20 protein-coding genes and 1 other RNA gene are annotated in these 23,475 nt (G+C 41.0%); 15 read left to right on the forward strand and 6 right to left on the reverse strand.

Translation table 11 applies throughout. The features are described from left to right. The 11 genes from murD to C200_RS07670 all read left to right on the forward strand — a co-directional run bounded on the left by murD (window position 1) and on the right by C200_RS07670 (window position 14,446). On the forward strand, window positions 1-1,374 hold the full coding sequence (gene murD, locus C200_RS07620) for a UDP-N-acetylmuramoyl-L-alanine--D-glutamate ligase (protein ID WP_016209324.1): 1,374 nt from the start codon (window positions 1-3) through the stop codon (window positions 1,372-1,374). Further along, window positions 1,371-2,534, forward strand: a complete 1,164-nt coding sequence (gene ftsW, locus C200_RS07625; protein ID WP_016209321.1) for a putative lipid II flippase FtsW — start codon at window positions 1,371-1,373, stop codon at window positions 2,532-2,534. The genes murD and ftsW overlap by 4 nt, the downstream gene beginning before the upstream one ends. Then, window positions 2,521-3,633: an undecaprenyldiphospho-muramoylpentapeptide beta-N-acetylglucosaminyltransferase gene (gene murG / locus C200_RS07630; RefSeq protein ID WP_129556426.1), complete on the forward strand. Its 1,113-nt coding sequence runs from the start codon at window positions 2,521-2,523 to the stop codon at window positions 3,631-3,633. Before ftsW ends, murG begins: the two co-directional genes overlap by 14 nt. Further along, window positions 3,608-5,065: a UDP-N-acetylmuramate--L-alanine ligase gene (murC, locus tag C200_RS07635; RefSeq protein WP_016209356.1), complete on the forward strand. Its 1,458-nt coding sequence runs from the start codon at window positions 3,608-3,610 to the stop codon at window positions 5,063-5,065. The genes murG and murC overlap by 26 nt, the downstream gene beginning before the upstream one ends. After that, window positions 5,062-6,099: a D-alanine--D-alanine ligase gene (locus C200_RS07640; protein ID WP_016209337.1), complete on the forward strand. Its 1,038-nt coding sequence runs from the start codon at window positions 5,062-5,064 to the stop codon at window positions 6,097-6,099. The genes murC and C200_RS07640 overlap by 4 nt, the downstream gene beginning before the upstream one ends. Window position 6,100: 1 nt before the next feature. After that, window positions 6,101-6,820, forward strand: a complete 720-nt coding sequence (locus C200_RS07645; RefSeq protein WP_016209344.1) for a cell division protein FtsQ/DivIB — start codon at window positions 6,101-6,103, stop codon at window positions 6,818-6,820. Between the two features lie 45 nt (window positions 6,821-6,865). Then, complete coding sequence (gene ftsA / locus C200_RS07650) at window positions 6,866-8,113, forward strand: cell division protein FtsA (RefSeq protein ID WP_016209355.1); 1,248 nt, start codon at window positions 6,866-6,868, stop codon at window positions 8,111-8,113. Between the two features lie 44 nt (window positions 8,114-8,157). Further along, window positions 8,158-9,291, forward strand: a complete 1,134-nt coding sequence (ftsZ, locus tag C200_RS07655) for a cell division protein FtsZ (RefSeq protein ID WP_016209342.1) — start codon at window positions 8,158-8,160, stop codon at window positions 9,289-9,291. A gap of 79 nt (window positions 9,292-9,370) precedes the next feature. After that, a complete protein-coding gene (lpxC, locus tag C200_RS07660) occupies window positions 9,371-10,231 on the forward strand; it encodes a UDP-3-O-acyl-N-acetylglucosamine deacetylase (RefSeq protein ID WP_016209336.1) in 861 nt (286 codons plus the stop codon). Window positions 10,232-10,370: 139 nt separating this feature from the next. Continuing rightward, window positions 10,371-13,103 carry a preprotein translocase subunit SecA gene (gene secA, locus C200_RS07665; RefSeq protein WP_016209352.1) on the forward strand — a complete coding sequence of 911 codons (2,733 nt, stop codon included), beginning with the start codon at window positions 10,371-10,373 and terminating at the stop codon, window positions 13,101-13,103. A gap of 209 nt (window positions 13,104-13,312) precedes the next feature. Continuing rightward, window positions 13,313-14,446: an acyl-CoA desaturase gene (locus C200_RS07670; RefSeq protein ID WP_016209353.1), complete on the forward strand. Its 1,134-nt coding sequence runs from the start codon at window positions 13,313-13,315 to the stop codon at window positions 14,444-14,446. A gap of 29 nt (window positions 14,447-14,475) precedes the next feature. On the opposite strand, the gene C200_RS07675 is transcribed toward C200_RS07670, so the two are convergent. Beyond that, window positions 14,476-14,748, reverse strand: a complete 273-nt coding sequence (locus C200_RS07675) for an acylphosphatase (protein WP_032126524.1) — start codon at window positions 14,746-14,748, stop codon at window positions 14,476-14,478. A gap of 107 nt (window positions 14,749-14,855) precedes the next feature. Between C200_RS07675 and C200_RS07680 the strand changes: the two genes are divergently transcribed. After that, window positions 14,856-15,668, forward strand: coding sequence for a phosphodiester glycosidase family protein (locus tag C200_RS07680; protein ID WP_016209345.1), 813 nt, complete (start codon window positions 14,856-14,858; stop codon window positions 15,666-15,668). Window positions 15,669-15,681: 13 nt separating this feature from the next. Here C200_RS07680 and C200_RS07685 read toward each other — a convergent pair whose 3' ends face one another. Continuing rightward, window positions 15,682-15,903: a hypothetical protein gene (locus C200_RS07685; protein ID WP_016209316.1), complete on the reverse strand. Its 222-nt coding sequence runs from the start codon at window positions 15,901-15,903 to the stop codon at window positions 15,682-15,684. Between the two features lie 206 nt (window positions 15,904-16,109). Between C200_RS07685 and C200_RS07690 the strand changes: the two genes are divergently transcribed. Then, window positions 16,110-17,465, forward strand: a complete 1,356-nt coding sequence (locus tag C200_RS07690) for a chloride channel protein (protein ID WP_052047079.1) — start codon at window positions 16,110-16,112, stop codon at window positions 17,463-17,465. A gap of 67 nt (window positions 17,466-17,532) precedes the next feature. On the opposite strand, the gene C200_RS07695 is transcribed toward C200_RS07690, so the two are convergent. From C200_RS07695 to rnpB, 3 genes are all read right to left on the reverse strand, one after another. Further along, the gene (locus tag C200_RS07695) at window positions 17,533-18,063 is read right to left on the reverse strand and encodes a GrpB family protein (protein ID WP_016211385.1); all 531 of its coding nucleotides are present in this window, start codon (window positions 18,061-18,063) and stop codon (window positions 17,533-17,535) included. Further along, window positions 18,060-18,428 (reverse strand): (2Fe-2S) ferredoxin domain-containing protein, encoded by a 369-nt coding sequence (locus tag C200_RS07700; RefSeq protein WP_016211384.1) that lies wholly within the window; start codon window positions 18,426-18,428, stop codon window positions 18,060-18,062. Before C200_RS07700 ends, C200_RS07695 begins: the two co-directional genes overlap by 4 nt. 109 nt (window positions 18,429-18,537) lie before the next feature. Next, window positions 18,538-18,887, reverse strand: an RNA gene (gene rnpB / locus C200_RS14530) — RNase P RNA component class A. 653 nt (window positions 18,888-19,540) lie between these two features. Here rnpB and C200_RS07705 point away from each other — a divergent pair. After that, entirely contained in the window at window positions 19,541-21,313 is a 1,773-nt protein-coding gene (locus tag C200_RS07705) for a M4 family metallopeptidase (RefSeq protein WP_016211390.1), read from the forward strand. 426 nt (window positions 21,314-21,739) lie between these two features. Next, window positions 21,740-22,867, forward strand: a complete 1,128-nt coding sequence (locus tag C200_RS07710; RefSeq protein WP_016211389.1) for a C1 family peptidase — start codon at window positions 21,740-21,742, stop codon at window positions 22,865-22,867. A gap of 72 nt (window positions 22,868-22,939) precedes the next feature. On the opposite strand, the gene C200_RS07715 is transcribed toward C200_RS07710, so the two are convergent. Continuing rightward, window positions 22,940-23,475: SDR family oxidoreductase (locus C200_RS07715; RefSeq protein WP_248782671.1), on the reverse strand; the 536-nt coding region annotated here is incomplete at its 5' end.

Genomic DNA, 23,475 nt, shown 5'->3' on the forward strand with positions numbered 1-23,475 from the left:
ATGCAGTCTACGCTTGTGATTGGCTTGGGTAAAACCGGTTGGTCGTGTGTCAAATTTTTAAAGCAGCAAGGAATTGCTGTATGCGTTATTGATACACGTACCGCCCCGCCGTATTTACAGCAGCTGCAAGAAGCTTACCCTGATGTTGAGTATTATTGTGGTGCTTGGCCTGAGCAGCTATTTATGCGAGAGTTTGCTGATATTGTGATTAGTCCAGGATTGGCAGGGCATGATCCAATGCTGCAGCGTTTCTTAGTTAAGAATAATCATTTTATTGGTGATATAGAGTTATTTGCACGTTATGTGCGAGCACCGGTAGTTGCTATTACTGGGTCTAATGGCAAGAGTAGCGTGACAACCTTGCTTGGCCAAGTTGCTAAGCAAGTGGGTGTGCAAGTCGCTGTCGGCGGTAATTTAGGTACGCCGATTCTGGAGCTATTACACCAAGACGTTGAATTATATATTTTAGAACTTTCTAGTTTTCAGTTAGAAACGACTTATTCATTAAAACCTAAAGTCGCGGCTTTGCTGAATACTTCACCTGATCATATGGATAGATATGCGAGCTTTGAGGAGTATCAAGATGCTAAAGCTCGTATTTTTTTAAATTCCGATTATCAAGTTTATCATCACGAAGAGCACTGGCTAAAAGATAAATATATTAATATTATTAAAAATAATTCTGTATTGTTTGGTGTAAATAGTAATAGTAATCTTGATACCGAAAAGCAGGTGCAGGATAATCAATGGCGACTGATTAAAGATCAAAATCAAGGTGAACTTTGGTTGGGTCAGGGTGATCAGAAAATAGTGAATACGCGGTTCATGACTTTGTTTGGTCAGCATCATTTTGAAAATGCCCTGGCAGTATTGGCGATTAGTGATTTATTAAAATTTCCTCTGCATGTAGTTACAGATGAGATTTGTAGCTTTACGGGTTTACCTCATCGGTGCCAGTTGGTTAATGTGCTGAATAATGTGTATTGGTTTAATGACTCGAAAGCAACGAATATTGGGGCGGCGATTGCATCGATTCAAAGTGTTGGTGAGCAAACAAAAAATAAGGTGGTTTTGCTTGCAGGTGGGCAGGGCAAAAGTGCAGATTTTACGAGTTTAGAGCAGAGCGTAAAGCGCTTTACTCGTGTGGTCATTGTTTTTGGTGAAGATGCTGAGCAGTTACAGCAGTGTTTAAGTCCATGGGTTTGTGTAATGCGTACGCATAGCTTAGCAACAGCGGTGGCGATGGCGGCAACTGTTGCACAAAGCGGTGATAGTGTTTTACTGGCGCCGGCTTGTGCAAGCTTTGACATGTTTGAGAATTTTGAAGCCCGTGGTGAAGCATTTATTCATGAAGTTAGCAGACAGCGATCATGATGGCGCATAGTGCAGGAAAGTTGCGCTTGGATGGGCTGCTTATTATTGCCATTTTTAGTTTGCTGGGTTTGGGATTGGTGATGGTAGGTTCGGCCTCGATGGTGGTTGCACAAAGTAATTATGCGGCGCCGTTTCATTTTCTAATTCGTCAAGCTATTTATGTCGTGCTCGGTTGTGGAGTGATGTTATTCATGATTTGTCTGAAAACAGAACTATGGCGAGCGCTTGCTTTGCCTTTGCTGTTTTTAGGGGTGAGCTTACTTATTATTGTGTTACTGCCGGGTGTAGGTAAGGAAGTCAATGGCAGTACGCGGTGGTTGCACTTAGGGCCGATTTCGTTGCAAGTATCCGAATTAATTAAATTTTGTATGATAGTGTATGCGGCTGATTACCTTGTCCGCCATGAAAAATCGGTACAAGAGACTCTGGTCGGGTTTTTAAAACCGTTAGCGTTAATTGGTGTCATTGCAATTTTTTTATTATTACAACCTGACTTTGGCGCTTTGGTGGTTTTGGCGGCGACAGTATTTGTTATGTTATTTATGGCTAAAGTCCCGTTGCAACGTTTTGTTGTGGTGTTTGTCATCGCAGGGGTGGGGTTTGCTTTGGTGATGGTCGCAGCACCGTACCGATTAGCACGCTTAAGTTCATTTTTAAACCCGTGGGCTGATCAGTTTAATACGGGTTACCAGTTAACTCAGTCTTTGATTGCGTTTGGTCGCGGTGGTTGGCTGGGCGTGGGTTTGGGTGATAGTGTACAAAAATTGTTTTATTTACCAGAAGCTCATACTGATTTTCTTGTCGCTATTGTTGGTGAAGAGCTCGGTTTTGTCGGTGTAATGACCGTTGTGGCTTTATTTGCCTTGCTGGTTTTTCGTGGTTTGTTGATTGCACGCCAGGCTGAATATTTAGGGAAAAAATTTGAGGCTTATTTGGCTTATGGGATTAGTTTTTGGGTTGGTTTACAAGCAATTATTAATCTTGGGGTCAATACGGGATTATTGCCGACTAAGGGGTTGACTTTGCCGTTGATGAGTTTTGGTGGCAGTAGTTTAGTGATTAATTGTTTAGCATTGGGTTTATTACTCAGAGTGGATATTCAAAATAAATACGAGCAAGAGCAGCAAAAAAAAGGAGGAGTTGGCCGTGAGTCAAGGTAACGCTCCCTTAGTTTTGATGATGGCAGGTGGAACCGGAGGACATGTTTTTCCTGCGCTTGAAACTGCAAAGGCCCTACAGATGCAAGGCTATGCGATTCAGTGGTTAGGGACAGCAACGCGGATTGAAGCAGAAATTGTACCTGAGGCAGGTATAAAACTGCATTGTTTAAGTGTGCGGGGTATCCGTGGTAAAGGATTACTTGGCAAAGTGAAAGGTGCGGTGGCTTTATTGCTGGCGTTAGGGCAGGCCATTTGGTTAATTAAGCAGCTAAAGCCTGCGTTAGTCATTGGCATGGGCGGATTTGCTGCAGGTCCTGGTGGGATTGCTGCTTGGTTGTGTCGAGTGCCTTTACTGATTCATGAGCAAAACACTATTCCGGGTGTGACAAATAAAATTCTAGCGCGCTTTGCCAAGCGAGTGTTGACCGGATTTCCCAATGTCTTGGTTCAGCAAGGTGGGATTTATGTGGGTAATCCGATTCGACAAGAAATTGCGAGTATTATACCTCCGGTTGAGCGCTATAGTCAGCGTGATGGGCCGATGCGTATTTTGGTTATCGGTGGCAGTTTGGGTGCGCGTACTTTAAATGAGCTATTGCCACAAGTGTTGGGGAATTTGCTGGGGCAAAACCAAGAAAAGCTTGTGGTTCGCCATCAAACGGGCAAGGAGAATGTTATTGCTGTGCAACAGGCATATAATGCAGTAAATATCAGTGCAGATGTGCAACCTTTTATTAAAAATATAGCAGAGGCTTATACATGGGCAGATTTGGTTATTTGTCGTTCAGGTGCACTGACGGTTGCTGAAGTGGCGGCAGTGGGTGTTGCCGCTTTATTTGTACCATTTCCTTATGCTGTGGATGATCATCAAAGAAAAAATGCTGAGGCGCTTGTCAGTGCGGGTGGAGCGCGTCTTATTGCTGAGTCTGAGCTGAGTGTGATGAGTTTATTTGAAATATTAAGTAATTTGTGTCAGTCGCGTACATACTTATTGGAAATGGCTGAAAAAGCACGTCAATGTAGTCGGCCTCAAGCGACAGAAAATGTTGTTTGTGCTTGTGTGGAGATGATCAATGAGCAAAGTAATCAAAGAAAGTAACCCCCATCATTTGGCAATGCGTCGTATTCGCCGCATCCATTTTATTGGTGCTGGTGGTGTCGGTATGGCGGGGATTGCCGAAGTACTATATAGCCAGGGATATGTGATTACTGGATCTGATATTGTTGCAAATACGTTGACTGAGCGGCTTAAAACATTGGGCGCACAGATTTTTTTAGGTCATCATGCCAGCCATGTTGAGGGCGCTGATGTGGTGGTTGTCTCAAGCGCAGTCGCAGAAGATAATCCTGAGGTTGTCTTCGCCCATCAGTTACATATTCCTGTTGTTGGTCGTGCGCAAATGTTGGCTGAGCTGATGCGTTTTAGCCAAGGTGTCGCTGTTGCTGGCACACATGGTAAAACGACGACAACAAGCTTAATTGCCAGTATTCTAAGTGAGGGTGAGTTAAACCCAACATTTGTAATTGGTGGCCAGCTTAATAGTACAGGTGCAAATGCTGTGCTTGGCTCTGGGTGCTATTTTGTTGCTGAAGCTGATGAGAGTGATGCATCATTTTTGCATTTAAACCCAACGATTGCTGTTGTGACTAATATTGACCAGGACCATATGCCGACGTATCAAGGAGAAGTTGCGAATTTAAAGCAGACTTTTTTAGAGTTTGTCCATAGTTTGCCTTTTTATGGTTTAGCCGTGTTGTGTATTGATGATATGGGGGTGAGAGAGTTACTAGGACATATTAGTTGCCCGACGGTCACCTATGGTTTTCATGAAGATGCGGATTATAGAATTACTGATTTTTACCAAACAGGTTTAACTAGCCATTTTCGTTTATTACTGCCTGATCAAGAAGAGTTATATTTAGAGTTGAATTTACCGGGTATTCACAATGTGCAAAATGCGGTTGCAGCGATTGCTGTGGCACTTGATTGTGGTGTGTGTGTTGCTGCAATTCAACGGGCGTTGCAGCAGTTTGCCGGAGTAGGGCGGCGTTTTCAAGTGTATGGACCGTTTGATTTACCGGTTGGCAAAATTACGTTGGTTGATGATTATGGGCATCATCCTTGTGAAATTAAGATGACCTTGCAAGCTGCGCGTGATGCTTGGCCGAGTCGGCGGATTGTCCATGTGTTTCAACCCCATCGTTATACACGGACACGGGACTTATTTAATGAATTTGTTGAAGCACTAAAAGAAAGTGATTTTGTTGTGTTGATGGAAGTCCATGCGGCAGGAGAGGCGCTTATTCAAGGGGCGACTGCAACAGCGTTGTTTAAAAGTATTCAACGCAAGGGTGTGAATATTGTCTTGGTACGCAATGAAGAGCAACTAGAGCAAACATTGTGTGCAATTTTGCGTGATCAAGATATTTTGCTGCTACAAGGTGCTGGCAGTATTGGAAGTGTTGCAAAAAACTTTGCTAAAAATAAACTTGATTTTTTATATCGTCAATTGGCAGGTGCTGCATCATGAATAAAAACAAAAAAAATATTATTAATAATAATAGTAGTAATAAAAGTAGCATAAAAGCACAATTGCCATCGCTGTGGGGAAAAGTGGCGGTATTGATGGGGGGAGACTCTGCTGAGCGTGAGGTATCGTTAGATTCAGGCAGCAATGTGCTTGCGGCGTTATTACGTCAAGGTGTTGATGCGCATGGTATTGACCCGGTTGAGCAGGGCTTTGAAAAACTAATAGCCGGTGGTTTTGATCGTGCCTTTAATATTTTGCATGGACGTGGTGGTGAGGATGGCCAGGTCCAAGCGTTGCTTGAAATATTAAAATTACCTTATACCGGTAGCGGTATTTTGGGTTCAGCTTTATCAATGGATAAAATGCGTACTAAGCATGTATGGGCAGCACTTGATTTGCCGACACCTGAGGCGTATTTGGTGAACTCTGTTGAGCAACTAGAGTATTATTTTGAAAAATTAGCAGCCCCGGTGGCTGTTAAACCAGTGCATGATGGCTCGACGATTGGTGTTTCACGTGTTGAAGTAAAAGCAGACTGCCAAGGTGCGTATGATAAAGCACAGGTTTATGGCCCGGTGATGGTTGAGCGTTGGGTGTGTGGAGAAGAATATACGGTGGGCATTTTAGCTGAGAAGGCTTTACCTTTGATTAAAATTATTCCTGCTGCAGGCTTTTATGATTATGAGGCAAAATACCTTTCTGATGAAACACAATATGCCTGCCCATGTGGCTTGGATCAAAAAGTAGAGCGTTGGATTCAGGATATAGCGTTACAAGCATTTATGGCTGTTGATTGCCGAGGTTGGGGCCGTGTTGACGTAATGCGCGATCACCAAGGCAGATTTTGGCTATTAGAGGTCAATACCGCGCCGGGGATGACTAGCCATAGTCTGGTACCAAAGGCGGCGAGGCAATTAGGTATGAGCTTTGATGAGCTAGTGCTTGCTATTTTGGCAGAAACAATCACACCGCCAGAGCAAACCATAGAGAATAATAGAACGCAATCAACGGTTGCTGTTGAGGGCCGCTTTTAATATGGCGCAGGTTGTTTTTTCTCGAGTATTTTATTGGCGTTGGTGGTTATTTGGTTTATTAATTATTTTATTAAGCCTGTGGGGATATATTAAACTTAAAAATCCAGACGTTTTACCGATTCGAACTGTTAAAATTATTGGTGATTATAATTTTGTTTCGCGGCAGTTATTAATAAAAAAAATAATGCCATTTGTCCATGGTGGCTTTTTTAGTATTAATATTAGCGAGATACAAGGGGCAGCCCTGGCGTTTCCAGGGGTTAAAGAGGTGTATGTAAAACGTATCTGGCCACAGACGATTATTATTAATATTCAACCAGAAAAAATATTAGGGCGTTGGGCAGATCATTATTTATTAACAGATAGTGGTAATTTAGTCATGATTAAAGATCAAAAAATACGTGACCAATATTTACCCTTATTCACAGCACCGCTAGGCGATGAGCTTAAAATAGTGAATTTTTATCAACAATCATTGCCATTATTAAAACAGTTACCATGGCAGGTAAAGAATGTTATGTTAAGTGACGGTTTGCAGTGGTCAATACGGTTTAACAATAATACAATTGTCAAATTGGGGCAGAGAGACGTTCAGCTGCGTTTACAGCGGCTGGTTGAAGTGTTTCCACAGCTTTTTGCTAATAGTGCAAAAAGGGTTAATTATATTGATATGCGCTATACAAAAGGAATGACAGTAAAGTGGCAAACACAACAAGCATAAGGATGGGTTGGAGAGAGCATATTATTTTAAGAGAGTATAGGACGCATGTCTAAAAGACTTGAAAAAAAACTAGTCGCAGGTCTGGATGTTGGAACATCTAAGGTTGTTGCTGTGATCGCTGAAGAAAATCTGGATGGTCAGTTGCAGATTGTTGGGATTGGCAAGCATCCTTCGCGTGGTTTAAAGCGCGGTGTGGTTGTGAATATTGATGCGACAGTCAATGCCATTCAACATGCTATCGAGGAAGCTGAGTTGATGGCGGGCACGCGCATAGATAGTGTGCATGCGGGGGTTGCTGGTAGCCATGTGCGTAGCCGTAACTCTACCGGGATTGTCGCGATTCGTGGGAATGAAGTGACAGAATATGACGTCTCACGTGTAACTGATAGCGCAAAGGCAGTAGCGATTCCCGGTGATCAAGAAATTTTACATGTTGTGCCCCAGGGATACTTAATTGATACGCAAGAGGCAGTGCATGATCCGATTGGTATGGCGGGTGTGCGTTTAGAGTCGCGTGTGCATATCGTCACCGGTGCTGTGAGTGCGATTCAAAATGTAATGAAATGTATTCGTCAATGTGGTGTCGAAGTCTCTCCTGAAACGGTTGTACTTGAGCAGTTGGCGTCAAGTTATGCGGTGCTGTCGGACGATGAAAAAGAGCTGGGCGTCTGTCTGGTTGATATTGGTGGTGGGACGACAGATATTGCTGTTTTTGTTGATGGGGCGATTCGCCACACAGCAGTTATTCCGATTGCAGGGGATCAGGTGACCAATGATTTAGCCCATGGCTTGCGTACACCGATTCATTTTGCTGAACAGATAAAAATAGAGTTTGGTTGCACAGGTGTGCTTGAAGGGATGCCCAATGATTTAATCGAAGTCCCAAGTGTGGGTGATCGACCAGGGAAGCGCTTGAGTTATGCTGATTTAGCTCAGTACATCGGGCCACGTTATGAAGAGTTATTTAATTTAATTCACGCAGAGCTCTGTCGTAGTGGCTTATTGGATCAATTAACCGCAGGGATTGTGTTAACGGGAGGAACCTCAAAAATTCGTGGTGCGGTAGATTTAGCTGAGCAGATTTTTGAGATGCCAGTACGTTTAGGTTTGCCTCAGCATGTCCAGGGTTTGGCAGATGTTATTCGGAATCCTATTTATTCAACGGCAGTTGGGCTGGTATTGTATGCGGCTCAGGAGCAGCACGGATCGATGGGATACACTGATATTAGAGGGCAGAATGAAAAGGTAAATATTTGGCGGCGGATGAAAAGTTGGTTCCAAGGTCATTTTTAGCTTAGGCTTGAAATATATAGATAATTTTTTGGGGGAGAATGAGTATGTTTGAATTGATGGACAGCATACAACAAACGGCTGTCATTAAAGTGATTGGTGTCGGTGGTGGTGGCGGCAATGCGGTTGAGCATATGGTTGCCGGTAATATCGAAGGTGTTGATTTCATCTGTGCAAACACAGATGCTCAAGCATTGAAAAACTCGTCTGCAAGAACCATCATGCAACTGGGAACAGAAGTGACCAAAGGCTTGGGTGCAGGTGCTGATCCGAGTAAAGGACGACAAGCGGCAGAAGAAGATCGTGAGCGCATCAAAGAAGTGTTAGAAGGGGCGGATATGCTCTTTATTACTGCCGGTATGGGCGGTGGCACCGGTACTGGTGCGGCGCCGGTGGTTGCTGAAATTGCTAAAGAATTAGGTATCTTAACCGTTGCTGTGGTGACTAAGCCGTTTCCCTTTGAAGGCCGCCGTCGTATGCAAGTGGCTGAGCATGGCATTAAGGAGTTTTCTAAGCATGTAGATTCCCTGATTACGATTCCTAATGAAAAACTATTAAGCGTATTAGGGAAAAGCGTGAGTTTACTTGATGCCTTTAAAGAAGCCAATAATGTATTACTGGGTGCAGTACAAGGTATTTCGGAATTAATTACCCGTGGCGGTTTGATTAACGTCGATTTTGCGGATGTACGTACGGTGATGTCTGAGATGGGCATGGCGATGATGGGCACGGGCTCAGCATCCGGCGAGTCACGTGCGCGTGAAGCCGCTGAGGCAGCCATAAAAAGTCCATTACTTGAAGACATTAATTTGGCAGGAGCCCGTGGCTTACTGGTCAATATCACTGCGGGTATGGACTTATCGATTGGCGAATTTGAAGAGGTGGGTGATGCCATTAAAGAGTTTGCTTCTGAAGAGGCGACGGTGGTGGTTGGTACGGTGATTGATCCTGAGATGAGTGAAGATTTACGAGTAACGGTCGTTGCGACAGGTATTGGCCTGGATCGTAGTACTGAACAAAGTGAACCGACGGTTAAAGTCCTTGAGAGTATGCGTGATCATAATCGTTTGGATCGACCACAGGTCATTCGCAAGCAGGAGAAAAGTGAAGAAACGGCCAGTGAAAACCAGGATGCTGATTATTTAGATATTCCTGCATTTTTGCGTCGGCAGGTAGATTAAGGGCGATAGTTTTGCTTTGATAGCGCTTTATATTTAGAATGGCTGCTTAAATTAGATTACTTAAGGTGTCGAGAGAAAGATGGTGCTACAGCAGACGTTGCGCAATACAATCAAAGCTACAGGTGTTGGTGTACATACAGGTCAGGAGGTGAGTATTGTACTCAAGCCAGCACCTATTAATACGGGGATTGTCTTTCGGCGGATTGATTGTGATCCTGTTGTTGAGTTGCCGGCGCGTTTTAACGAGGTGACCTCAACGCAGTTAGCAACGACTTTAAGCCGTGGTGATGTTGAAGTGAACACAGTTGAGCACTTAATGTCAGCATTGTCTGGTTTAGGTATTGATAATTTGTATGTCGATGTAGAGACAGCTGAGCTGCCTATTATGGATGGGAGTGCCAGTGCATTTGTCTTTTTAATTGAATCAGCCGGTGTGAAAGAGCAAGAGGCACCACGCCGTTATATTCGGGTAAAAAAAGCAATTAAAGTTACTGATGGTGATAAGTTTGCGAAATTATTACCCCATGATGGTTTTAAGCTTTCTTATCGTATTCATTATGATCACCCAGTGATTGCCAAAACGCCTCAAGCTGTTTCTGTTGAGTTGTCACAAACGCGCTATATCAAGGAAGTCGCTCGTGCGCGTACCTTTGGTTTTGTTAAAGAGCTCGATTGGCTATTGGAAAATAATTTAGCTAAAGGCGCTAGCTTGGAAAACACCATTGCTATTGATGAAGATCGTATTATTAATGAAGATGGTTTACGTTATGAAGATGAATTCGTGCGTCATAAACTTCTTGATGCTGTGGGTGACTTATCATTAGCAGGTGCACTATTGGCTGAATTTGAGGGCTATAAGTCAGGGCACACCCTGAATAATCAGCTGTTGCACGCTTTATTTGCTGACCCTGATGCGTTTGAAGAAGTGACTTTGCCTTAAAACGCTCAGCCTGGTAATTTAGAATAAGTGCCCATATTAGTCAGAGATATAGATATAAAATATAATAGTTTAGTTTGTCCCTGGTTATTTTGGGGCAAAAAGTCAATTTACAATATTTTGGATTTAAAGTAGATACATCATGATTGCACGTAAACTGATGCAGCAGATTTTTGGAAGCCGCAACCAACGATTCTTAAAAGCGTTAACGAAGACAGTAAAAGCCGTTGGTCAGCTTGAGCCGGTGATGCAGGGTTTGAGTGATGAAGAGTTACGGGCGAAAACTGAGGCATTCAAAAAACAGGTTGAGCAAGGTGTTGGCCTAGACAGCTTATTAATAGAAGCATTTGCCGTTGTTCGTGAGGCCAGTATACGTGTGCTAAAAATGCGCCATTTCGATGTTCAGTTGTTAGGTGCTATGGTGTTGCATTCGGGTAAAGTTGCTGAAATGGCAACCGGTGAAGGTAAAACCCTGGTTGCGACATTAGCGGTATACCTTAATGCGTTAACGGGTAAAGGAGTACATGTTGTTACGGTCAATGACTATCTTGCCCGCCGTGATGCTGAGGAAATGGGTACTTTGTATCGCTTTTTGGGTCTTACGACAGGAGTGATTGTTGCTGATTTATCACCAGATGAGCGACGCGTAGCTTATAATGCAGATATTACTTATGGCACAAATAATGAATTTGGTTTTGATTATTTGCGCGATAATATGGCATTTAGTTTAGAAGAACGTGTACAGCGTGAGTTAAACTATGCAGTGGTTGATGAAGTTGATTCTATTTTAATCGATGAAGCCAGAACTCCATTGATTATTTCTGGGCCTTCTGATGAACATACGGATCTTTATGAGAAGCTCAATAAAGTTGTACCAGAGCTTGTTGTACAAACTGAAAAAGATGGCCCAGGTGACTATAGTCTTGATGAAAAAGCTAAACAGGCGTACTTAACTGAACAAGGTCATGAGACCGTTGAGAAAATCTTACTCGAGCAAGGAGTGCTTGCTGAAGGCAGTAGTCTGTATGATGCGAGCAATATTCGCTTAATGCATCACTTAAATGCCGCCTTGCGTGCGCATACGATGTATGCCGTAGATGTAGATTATATTGTCAGTAATGGTGAGGTTGTCATCGTTGATGAGCATACCGGGCGGATTATGCCGGGACGTCGTTGGTCGGATGGTCTGCATCAAGCGGTAGAGGCTAAAGAAGGGGTGAAAATTCAAAATGAGAATCAAACTTTAGCATCGATTACCTTTCAAAATTATTTCCGTATGTACAATAAGCTGTCGGGCATGACCGGTACGGCCGATACAGAAGCGTTTGAGCTGCACCAGATTTATAATTTGGAAGTGACAGTGATTCCAACGAATAAGCCGATTTCTCGTAAAGATATGTCTGACTTGGTGTATTTAACTGGCGATGAAAAATACGCAGCAATCGTTGAAGATATTAAAGATTGTATCAAGCGTAAGCAGCCTGCATTGGTGGGTACGGCGTCGATTGAAACCTCAGAGTCATTATCGGCGATGCTGAAAAAAGAGCACATTGAGCATGCTGTGTTAAACGCAAAGTTTCATGGTCAAGAAGCGCAAATTATCGCTAATGCTGGTGAACCTGGTCGAGTAACTATTGCAACGAATATGGCCGGCCGTGGAACAGATATTGTTTTAGGGGGCAGTCTTAAAGCACAGCTTGCTACGCTTGAAAATGCGACAGACAGCCAAATTGACAAGTTGACACAAGAGTGGCAAAAGCGCCATGATCTCGTTTTAAAAGCGGGTGGCTTACGCGTCATTGGCACAGAGCGCCATGAATCGCGGCGTATTGATAACCAGCTACGTGGTCGATCAGGGCGTCAAGGTGATGCGGGATCTAGCCAGTTTTATTTATCACTGGAAGATAATCTGATGCGGATTTTTGCCTCAGAGCGAATGGCTGCGATGATGCGTCGCTTAGGTATGGGTGAGGGTGAAGCCATAGAGCACCGCTTTGTAACTAAGGCTATTGCGAATGCACAGAAAAAAGTAGAGAGCCGTAATTTTGATATTCGTAAACAATTGCTTGAATATGATGATGTCGCCAATGAGCAACGTAAAGTAATCTATGCTCAGCGAGTTGATTTACTGAAAAGTGACTCGGTTAAAGATATTATCGAAGATATGCGCCAAGATGTTGTTGATAAGGCAATTTCTATACACATTCCACCACATACGCTTGAAGAAGAGTGGGATATTGATAGCCTAGAAAAATTGCTTGATGCTGACTTCGGCTTAAAATTGAGTCTGCAAGGTTGGTTAGATAGTGAGGATGATCTTGATGAAGGGGCTTTACGTGAGCGCATTCAGGAATCGGTAAAAGATGCGTGGTTGGGTAAAGAAAAACTAACAGATATTACGATGCTGCGTCAGTTTGAGAAAATGCTCATGCTACAATCATTAGACAGTCACTGGAAAGAGCACTTAGCGGCAATGGATCACTTGCGCCAAGGGATTAATTTGCGTGGTTACGCGCAAAAAGATCCAAAGCAAGAATATAAGCGTGAAGCGTTTGAATTATTTTCTAATATGCTCGATAATCTGAAATATGATGTGATCAGTACCTTGTGTCAGGTGCAGGTGCAGGCGCCCGCTGATGTTGCGGCTATGGAAGAGCAGTGGCAGCATATCAATCCTGAAAATATGCAATTTGAGCATGAAGGTTTCACTGAATTTGATAGTGAAGAGAGCATGAGTAGTATCAATGAAGCAGAAGGTGATCAGGCGGTTGCGCAACGGCCGTTTGTACGCCCAGGGGTTAAGGTTGGACGTAACCAGGCCTGTCCTTGTGGTTCAGGTAAAAAATATAAGCAGTGTCATGGGCGTATTGAGTAAGGAATTGAACATGAGTTTATGCGGACGCTTTTTTGTTATATTCCTCAGTCTCTCTAGCCCAGGCTATTTGCGACTGAAGAGGGTGGGGTGTTATTGATGTTCGTTTGTATTCGGGTATATACTAGCGCTCTTTGCTGTTGCTATTTGGCTATAGTTTAATATAGTGCAAAAAATAATTGATAAAAATTAAGGTTGATACAAGACTCATTATGAATAAATCGCAAAAGTCGCCGATTAACTGGAAAAGTACCTTAGTATTAACATTGACACCACTTGCTGCAATGATTTTAGTGCCCTACTATGCTTTGACTTATGGTTTTAGTGTATGGGATTGGTTCTGGTTTGGCTTTTTTATTATCGCAACTGGATTATCGATTACCGCAGGATATCACCGACTGTGGTCTCACCGGGCATATAAGGCAAATAGTTTTTTAAAACTATTTTTTATGCTCTTTGGCGCAGCAACCTTGCAAAATAGTATTATCGTTTGGGCATCTGATCATCGTAAGCATCATCGCTATGTTGATGATAAGGAAAAAGACCCGTATGCGGCAACTAAAGGGTTTTGGTATAGCCATATTGGTTGGATGCTAAGGCATAAGCCAGAGGCGGAAGGCTGTATTGAAAATGTCAAGGATTTAGAGAATGATAAAATCGTTGCCTTTCAGCATCGTTATTATGGACCGATTGCTGTACTGATGTGCTTTGGCTTACCTGCGCTAATTGGTGCCAGTTATGGCAGTATCGGTGGTTGTTTAATTTTAGTGGGGCTATTACGTTTAGTGATTAATCATCATTTTACTTTTTTTATTAACTCATTAGCTCATATTTGGGGTCAAGAGCGTTATACTGATGAGAATACCGCGAAAGACAATCCATTATTGTCTCTTTTAACGTTTGGTGAGGGCTATCATAACTTTCACCATAAATATGCTGGAGATTATCGTAATGGTGTGCTCTGGTATGATTATGATCCGTCGAAGTGGCTGATTTTTTTAGCGTCTAAAATCGGTTGGGCCTATGATTTAAAACGAATATCTAAGCCGACGATTGAAGCAGCACGGGCATCGATGCAGTTTAAGCGCGCTCAAGAAAAAATCAAGTTAAAGCCTTATTTAGCAAAAGTTGTTGAAATAGAAAAAAGTTTAGAAATTCAATATAAAGAGTTATTTGAGACGATTAAACAATGGGCAAAGGCGAAGCAGGAGCACTTAAATGCGCAAAAAGAAAAGCTATCCGCTGCTCATATTGCTCAATTAAAACAGCAATATCTTGCGCTTAAAAAACAATTTAAAGCCGAGCGTCGAGTTTGGCGTGCAACTATGAGTGCTCTAGCTATTTAGTTCGGTTAAATAGCTAAATACTTTATTGCTTACTTTTTTATAATAAAGTCATCTAGTTTTGGATCGGGATATTCTTCTTGAATTAAGCGATCGACATTTGCATTTTCTGGGCCAGCGATAATTTTGGCTTCAAACTCTTTTAATGAATGCTCTGGTCCACAGGCAATGATTTCTACAGAACCTGTCGCTTGATTTTGTACCCAACCGACTAAATAGAGCTGTTTTGCTGCTTTTAGTGTAAACATGCGAAAACCAACGTCTTGAACATGCCCATAGACAACATAACGTTTACACAGATACATAAGGCTATCCTGAGAATTATCCCTCATACTATCAAGAATAGAAGAAATCTTATTAAAGCGCAGTCTGTGATATGATTTGATTTGCCTGTGTATTGTAGGAGTAAGCTGTGAGCACCGTTCGGCCTTTGTTTTATCTTGTTTTAATTTTATCTGTGTTTTTCATGACGTTGCTGTCGAGTATGGCGAATAGCCAAAAAATTATTTTAAAACAAAGTCATTTACTACCAGAACAGATGGGCTGGTTTAAAACATTGGAAGTGCAGTCTGTTGGTGCTTTACCGCTTACTCTTTCTGTAGCTATTTTAAAGCAGGGTCATTATCGAGCTAAGCTGTATGTTCAGCCAGCAGGTTCTATTGATTGGGTGAATGAAGTCGTACAACAGCAACACGCACTGATTGGAATTAATGCCGGTTATTTTATGGAGAATTTTAAGCCAAATGGCTTATTAATGATTGCAGGTAAACAGTATTCTGCGATGAAATATAATCGATTATTATCGGCATTAGTGATTATCAATCAGCAAAAGTCAATTGTTCTTAAAGTCCGTCGACAAGGATATCGACAGGCTTATAGCGCCTTACAGGCAGGACCTATTATCGTTAGTAATAATAAAATTGCCGTGAAAGGCAATTTGCGTTATCACCGCCGTACGGTGTTGGCTAAGGCTGATAATGGCGACTTAATTATTTTACAATCTTCAGTCAGTAATTTATATCACTTGGCCGATGTTTTAGTGCATCATGCAGCGATATTTGGTGTTAAAAAAATTATTACGGCGGTCAATTGTGATGGTGGCAGTTCAAGTGCATTGATGATTAATAATAAAGAACAGCCGCTGTATTTATCTGAAGCCACTCCAGTAAAAACAATGCTGCTATTTAAAGGGATAGATGGCAGGTGCAAGGTCAGTGTTTTATAGCCTAATCAGCAGTTTAGATTTCAAAACACGAGTAAGGGTACTGTGGACTGACGCGATAGTTTTCTGCATAAAAGTAATCGATATTACCGAGTAAAATAGCATAGCTTTGCTCGATAATCAGCGTTTTTAATGCCGTAAATGCACTGTGGCTATTTTCATAATATCTGGCTAATTTAGCATGGTTAATCCAGGCATTTTCCCAGCCTTTATTTGTACGTTGTTGAATTTCATACATAAATTATATTCCACAGTAATGCAATATGCCGACTTTATCCGAGTTTGATGACAGTATGATGAATAAAATATGAACGCTTTATAACAATGTCATTAAAGGACTGCTATAAAATTAAGTTTGATTTACATACTAGCTCTACTCGCTGGCAATAAAGGGTGCTAGAATACTCCCTGATTATTATCAATCGTTTCATAAAAAGGCCAACCATGAGCAGCTGGAAGAAATTTATTCAATATCGGCGGTTATATCAGCACTCTAAACAAGCACTTTCTTTTGAGTTATGGTTTCGGCGTTTATTGTTTTGGTCCGGCGCGATTGCTGTAGGCTTGGTAGCGGTGGGTTTTGCTATTGTTGCTGAAAAAGCAAATGAAGTATCTAATGATTGGTTTCAACAGTTTCCTTACTTACCGCTCGCTTTATGTCCATTGGGTTTTATGTTGATTATTTGGCTAAAAAATAAATTCTTCCAAGGCTCAGAAGGCAGTGGTATCCCACAAGTCATGGCAGCTTTAAGTGTAAAGCAAGCAGCATCGCGTAAGCATTTAGTCTCATTACGGATTGCGGTCGGTAAATTCTTATTGACTGTTTTGGGCTTTCTGTGTGGTGGATCTATCGGTCGTGAGGGCCCGACGATTCAGTTGAGTGCGGCGGTGATGAATTCGTTGGGGAGGTGGGGTAGTTTTCACCGCCATGATGTTGAGCGTGGTCTGTTACTAGCCGGTGGTGCGGCGGGGATTTCTGCGGCATTTAATACGCCATTGGCTGGAATTGTCTTTGCAATTGAAGAGCTTTCTGGGTCGTTTGAAAAGGGTATTAGCGGTACCATTGTGACAACAGTGATTTTAGGTGGAATTATTTCGCATTATATTCTTGGCAATTATTCATATTTTGGTACAAGTACGGCTATTTTAGATATTACTGCAGGGGGCTGGTACCCTATTATTATCTGTGCAATTTTAGGTGGGTTACTCGGCGGTATTTTTAGTACTTTGCTGCTCTCTTTAACCTGGTTATTAAGAAATTTTGCCCGTGTTCATCCTTTAGTATTAGCAGGAATCATGGGTTTATTACTGGCAATCATTGGTGTATTAACACATGGTTCGATCTTTGGTAGTGGTTATCAAGAAGCGAAAGCATTGGTCACAGGTACCGGGTCAGTGTCTGATTATTATGGCCCGTTAAAAATGTTGGCTAATTTAGTGACTTATTTAAGTGGTATTCCTGGCGGTATCTTTGCACCTTCACTGTCTGCAGGTGCTGGTTTTGGTCAATTACTTTCGCTCGCTTTACCGGATCACTTTCATCAGGCGGTGATTATCTTAGGTATGGTGGCTTTTTTTTCTGGTGTGGTACAAAGTCCTATTACTTGCTTTGTTATTGTATTAGAAATGACCAATAGTGTTTCTGGGAATATGATTTTACCAATTATGTTAACTTCTGTGATGGCAACAGCCTTCTCACGAATTACGTGCCGTCAACCGCTTTATCATTCACTGGCAATACGTTATTTACGTAAACCAGAAATTAAAGCAGGATTAGGATTAAAACCTAGTAGCTCATAATTGTAATTACTTATGTTAGGCTGATTAAGTTTCTTGTTTTGCAATAAAAAATAGCGAATTAATCATTTTAATTATTAAATGCGGATTGATGCCATTGCCTTGCTTGCTTGAGTGTTTCTTGAATAAAGTGAGTTTTTGCATGCGCATATTCATTACTGTCAGTAAATTGGGGGGCAAGCTCTAGCTTATGTTGAGCGTATTGCTCAGCTACGTGAGAATGTGCGCGTAAATAATCACGGAAAAGCAGATGGCTTTTATAAAAATCACTAGTTGTTTCAACTAAGTGGATATGATGTGTATGCTGCCCTTGATGGTTTAAACGCTGAAAATAACGGCGCTCAGGTAGCTCTTTTTCGTATTTTGCAATATAGCTGTAGTTTAGCTTGGTTATTGTAGGGATAATATATTGATCAGCTATTTTTAATGATTCTACACCGATTAAAATATCGATAATCGGTTTTGAGGTCAGCTTTGGCACAGAGGTGCTGCCGATATGCTCTATGGTATTGATCCAATGATCGATATGCTTTAATAAGACTATTTTTTCTTGTTGATATAATGTGGGCCAGCTTGAATGATAAGGTGTTAAATCAATCATTCTTCAAGTGAGCTGTCGATTGCACAATGAAAAGCGAATTCATTGACAACGTCGCCTTTGATTAAGTGTTCTTGAATAATGCGCTCCAATACTTTCGGCGTGCAGGAATGATACCAAACACCATCCGGGTAAACGACGGCAATAGGGCCTTGCTTGCATAATCTTAGGCAGTTAGCTTTGGTACGGTAAACTTCACCGCTTTGAGCAAGCCCCAGTTCGTTTAAGCGATTTTTTAGGTAATCCCAGGCGATGATGCTCTCTTCTTTATTGCAACATTTATCAATTGTTTGATCGGCACATAAAAAGATATGGCGCTTGATATTGCAGATATTTAGCTTATCTCGGGTTTCTTCTAAGTTGAGCATATTGGTTCTCTAAATAGTTAATTATTATTTGATGATATTTTAAATTAATTTATAGCCAGTAAAGTTAAGATAATAAGGGAGTAGTTAGTATACAAGGATGAGAAGAGTAATGTCGAGTCAGCCTATAAGCCGGGTTCTGTCGTGAATAGTCATTCATCTGGGATACATGTCACCATGTACCTCAAGCAACCTACCCAACCTCAGTACGGGCCATACCATTGAGGTTCTATTTGGTCTTGCTTCAGGTGGGGTTTACCATGCCACGCCGTGTTACCACGTGTGCGGTGCGCTCTTACCGCACCCTTTCAGCCTTGCCGGTGATTGCTCACTTAGGCGGTCTACTCTCTGCTGCACTTTCCGTAGGCTCACGCCCCCCAGGGGTTACCTGGCACCTTGCCCTATGAAGCCCGGACTTTCCTCCATAGCCTTACAGACTACAGCGACTATCCAGCCGACTCGAACTTCCTAATTATAAGGAGATATTTTGATTCGTCAAGTGTCGATAAAAAGGTTCACTCGGCGTTGAGTGCCTAAGGTTAGGCATTTAAAGCAGGGATCTGCTTTAGCGTAATTTATGTAATTAGAGTGCTTGTTTTATTAATTGATGTGTAGTTAATTTTTGCAGGTAAAAATCATAAATAATTTATGTTAAGTGTTAATTTGTAAAAACGGCGGATAAATTTAAAGTTTATCAACATGAATGTTTGTGTTTTATTTTTACTTTATAAATATATATAGTCTATATTTTCAAATATATTCGTTATTTTTTCATTAAATAGCGTGTTTTTGTCTAAATCTACTTATAGAAATATATTTATTGAAATTGCACCGATTAAAATTATGGTTAAAATGTTAATGTTGCTTAACATCGTATTGACTTAATATTAAGGTTCGTTATATAACGTAGCTTATGCGGTTGAAATAAACCGTAGATTGACTCAACAGAGTAGGTAATGAGATTAAAGCCATCATGGTGTGATTTGAAACAGTCTTTTTGTTATTTGCATCTGTCTTAATAGTCAATTGTCTTATCATTAATTAAAAAAAATTAATGATAATTGATTATTTTTTATTACTTATTATTCTAGCTGCGTCTGTTGGAGGGCCTCCTTATGCGAAAAAAAAATCTTGCTATTATTATTTCTGCCATTACTGCATCTACTGCACTATTATCATCCCATGCATTAAGCACGGTAAATTCATACAATAAGCCTGTTTCCTCTTCTAATATCGAAGGTTTTGCGATTGAAGGTGCAGGAGATAGCTCAAATACAATGCTATCAAGTCGCTCTGCTACAACGACTGATAAAAATACCCTAAGCCAAGTGAGTAGTACGACAATGGATGGCGATACTTACATCCGTTACCAGCAAAAATATGAGGGTATTCCTGTAATCGGTACACAGGTGGTGGTAAAACAGCCTAAAGCTGTTACTGGTTTTGCAGCAACGAGCCGATCGGCATCGACGGCAACAGCTACTCGAATATCGTTGGCAAAAGATTTAGATGTTGATTTGGTTGCAACAGTGAGTGCTGATGATGCCAAAGCATTTGCTAAACAGCAATTTGAAAAGGATTATAGTGGTACGCAAGTTGCTGATGACTCTATAAAGTCAACAAAAGAGATTCGTATTGTAGATAATAAAGCTCAGCTTTATTATCGAGTGACGTTTAATGCTAGCAATACAGCTGGTGGTAAGCCATATCGTATGGTTTATATTATTAATGCCACTGGGACCTCTAAGGCTATGGTGCTGAGTTTCTGGGACAGTATTCCAAATTATAGTGATACTGGGCCTGGTGGAAATGAGAAAACGGTACAGTATGGTCCAACAGGCGTTAAATTTTTTTATGGGGAAAATAATTTACCAGCCTTGAATGTGAGTGAGGACAACAGCACCTGCACGATGGACAATGGAGATGTTCGGTTGGTTAATGTAGAGCATCAAGCAGATCATTCTTGGGATAGTGATTACAACACAACGGCTTATCAATATAGCTGTGGCCACAATCAGGGTGATCCGATCAATGGTGCGTATTCACCTACAGATGATGCTTATTATTTTGGTAGTATGATTATTGATATGTATAAGAATTGGTATGGTGTTGATGCTTTGCAAGAAAATGGCGAGCCAATGCAATTAATTATGCGTGTCCATTATGGTACTGATTATGATAATGCATTTTGGGATGGGCATACTATGTCATTTGGCGATGGTAGTAGCTTTTATCCTCTTGTATCTCTGGATGTTGCAGGTCATGAAGTGAGCCATGGATTTACTGAGCAGCACTCTGGTTTGGATTATAAATATCAATATGGATCATTAAATGAAGCCTTTTCTGATATGGCAGGTCAAGCGGTGCGGGCTTATTTATTAAGTACAAATCCTGATTTATATAAGCAACTGTACTTTAACCAAGATGAAGTTACTTGGGGTATTGGTGAAACAATTTCTAAAGGGGATGATGAGAGTGATGCCCTACGTTATATGAATAACCCTTCTAAAGATGGAGTCTCGGCAGATTGTGATGATAAGGAATTAGCTGGATCGACGTGTACTATATCATATGATGAGGTAGTAGCTACCTCAAAAGACTACCCAATTAAAGATCGACAGAGTTATATTGTTCATACTGGTAGTGGTGTATTTAATAAGGCGTTTTACTTGTTATCACAACAGGTGGGTATTAAAGATGCCTTTAGGGTAATGAAGGATGCGAATGTTAAATATTGGGGTAAATACTCAGATTTTTCAGATGCTGCATGTGGTGTGCTAAAAGCTGCTAATGACGACGGTGTGGGTTCTACCTCAATGATTAAAGATGTTTTTAATCAAGTCGGGGTGTCAACAGATAGCTGTCAGATTGGAACGCTAAGCGAGTAAATATTTGTTTTGCACCTGCCTCTCTATTTTTTAGAGAGGCAATGCCTTATCACTTGTGATGTCTTATGTCGATATTTAAAAGTGCAGTTATTTTTATGTAAAAATAAGTTGACGTTTCGGTTGTCGATGTTATATAAATGTTTCTATGTATTGGCAAGGATGGTAGATAAAAATGAAAGAGATAAAAAATAAAATAACCTTAATTTATTTTATGTTATTAACAGGAATTTAATATATAACGAATATAATTTTATTTAATATTATTTAATTTTGTTATTCTTTTTTGATATAAATAAAACATATAAGGAGAGGTTATGTTTAAATTTTCTTCTGGCTTTACCTGACTGATTTATTGATTTTTTCTTAAGTAATTATTTATCATTTTAATATATACGCGATTTTATATCTTTTATATGGAGTTTTATTGTGCTTAACAAGAGTAAACTTACTTTAATCTCATCTTCTTTATTATTATCTGCGAGTGCTTTTGCCGGAGCAATACAAATTGTTGGAACAACGACAACCACTGTGCCGGTGAATAGTACTCTGGTTGCTGCGACGAATGGTGGCAAAGCGATCGGTTCTTATACTGTAAGTTTAATGAAGGTTAATATCGATAAAGCAGCGTCTGAACGCTTAGCTGCGAACATAGAAGAAACTTTAAAAAATAGTTCTTCTCGTGGTTCGTCTTTAGGATTTGCGGCTGTTGATAGTACAGTGCAAAAGCAATTAGGTATGGCTGGTGTTGCACCTCTGGATCAGGGCGTGCATGGTAGTTGTGCAACCTTTGCAAATACAGGGGCGATTGATGCCTTGTATGGTTTAACGGATCAGTCAGCACAAGTGAGTGAGCTTTGCAATCTTGAGTTGGGCAAATCATTAGTTACTTTGGGTGAGCAGGATCGTAGTGGTTGGGATGGTACTTTAGGCCCTGTTGTGCTAACACAGATTAATAGTCATGGTTATATGACAATTGACCAAGAATCTAGCGGTGCTTGTGGTGGTCTAACAAGTTACCCTGTAACTAGTTCTGATACTGGTGGTTCTATTTCTAAGGATGATTTTGAAAGTTACAGTAAACAAAACCAAGAGTTTAAGGTAAGTAATTGGCAGCCAATTTTCTCAGCAAGTAGTTTTCCCGTTGATCCAGAGCAGGCTGATCAGGTGTTAACGGAAGTTAAGCAAGCGATTAACTCACAGCATCGTGTAAGTTTTGGTACATTGCTTGATGATAGTATCGGTCAAAATGGTGCGGTAGCTAAATATAGTGCTAACAATAATACTGTTAATAATAATAATACCTGGGTGCTGACAAGCAAAATTGCAAGCGATGCCCAAGCAAATGCAATTCATTCTGGACATGAGATGCTAATTACCGGTTATGATGATCAGCAGTGTGTGACTTATCAAGATGGCTTATTTGGTGGCACTAAACAGCAGTGTGGGTTGTTAACGCTTAGAAATTCATGGGGGAATACCGGTGATAATGGCGATTACTATATGACTTATGATCACTTTAAAACCATGGTAATGGAAGCTCAAGAAATCAAGTAAATCTATAATTATTTTTCAGAATTAGAGGCGTAGTCATTACGCCTTTTTTATAAATTATATTTATTTAATTTTTTAATTAATCAAGTTATAACCGCCATCAACAAATAAGGTTTGGCCGGTCATGCCGCTGGCAAGGTCACTGACTAAAAAGCTGGCAAGAGTGCCAACTTCTTCTTGATTGATAATGCGTTGCATTGGCGATTTTCTTGCTGTTATTGCTAGTAATTGATCTAGGTCTTTAATGCCAGTTGCAGCACGGGTGGGCATTAATCCTGGTGATATGCCATAGACGCGAATATTTTTTTCAGCAAGCTCGACGGCTAAATATTTGATACTTGCCTCAAGCGCGGCTTTAATCGGCCCCATCATATTATAATTTTTCATGACTTTTTGTTCGCCTAAATAACTCATGCTGATGAGTGAGCCACCATTTTTCATAAGGCTTTCTGCTTGTTGGGCAATATTAATAAATGAATGACAAGAAATATCCATGGCTTGCAAGAAAGCTTGGCTTGAGGTATAGCGCTCGATCAACAGTTTCTGACCTACTATCAGTAGGTTAAAAAATACAATAAGGAAAAACGATGCCTTCTCCTTACAGTTATGAC

The sequence above is a fragment of the Piscirickettsia salmonis LF-89 = ATCC VR-1361 genome, from assembly GCF_000297215.2.
In the GTDB taxonomy this organism is placed as follows: Bacteria; Pseudomonadota; Gammaproteobacteria; order Piscirickettsiales; family Piscirickettsiaceae; genus Piscirickettsia; species Piscirickettsia salmonis.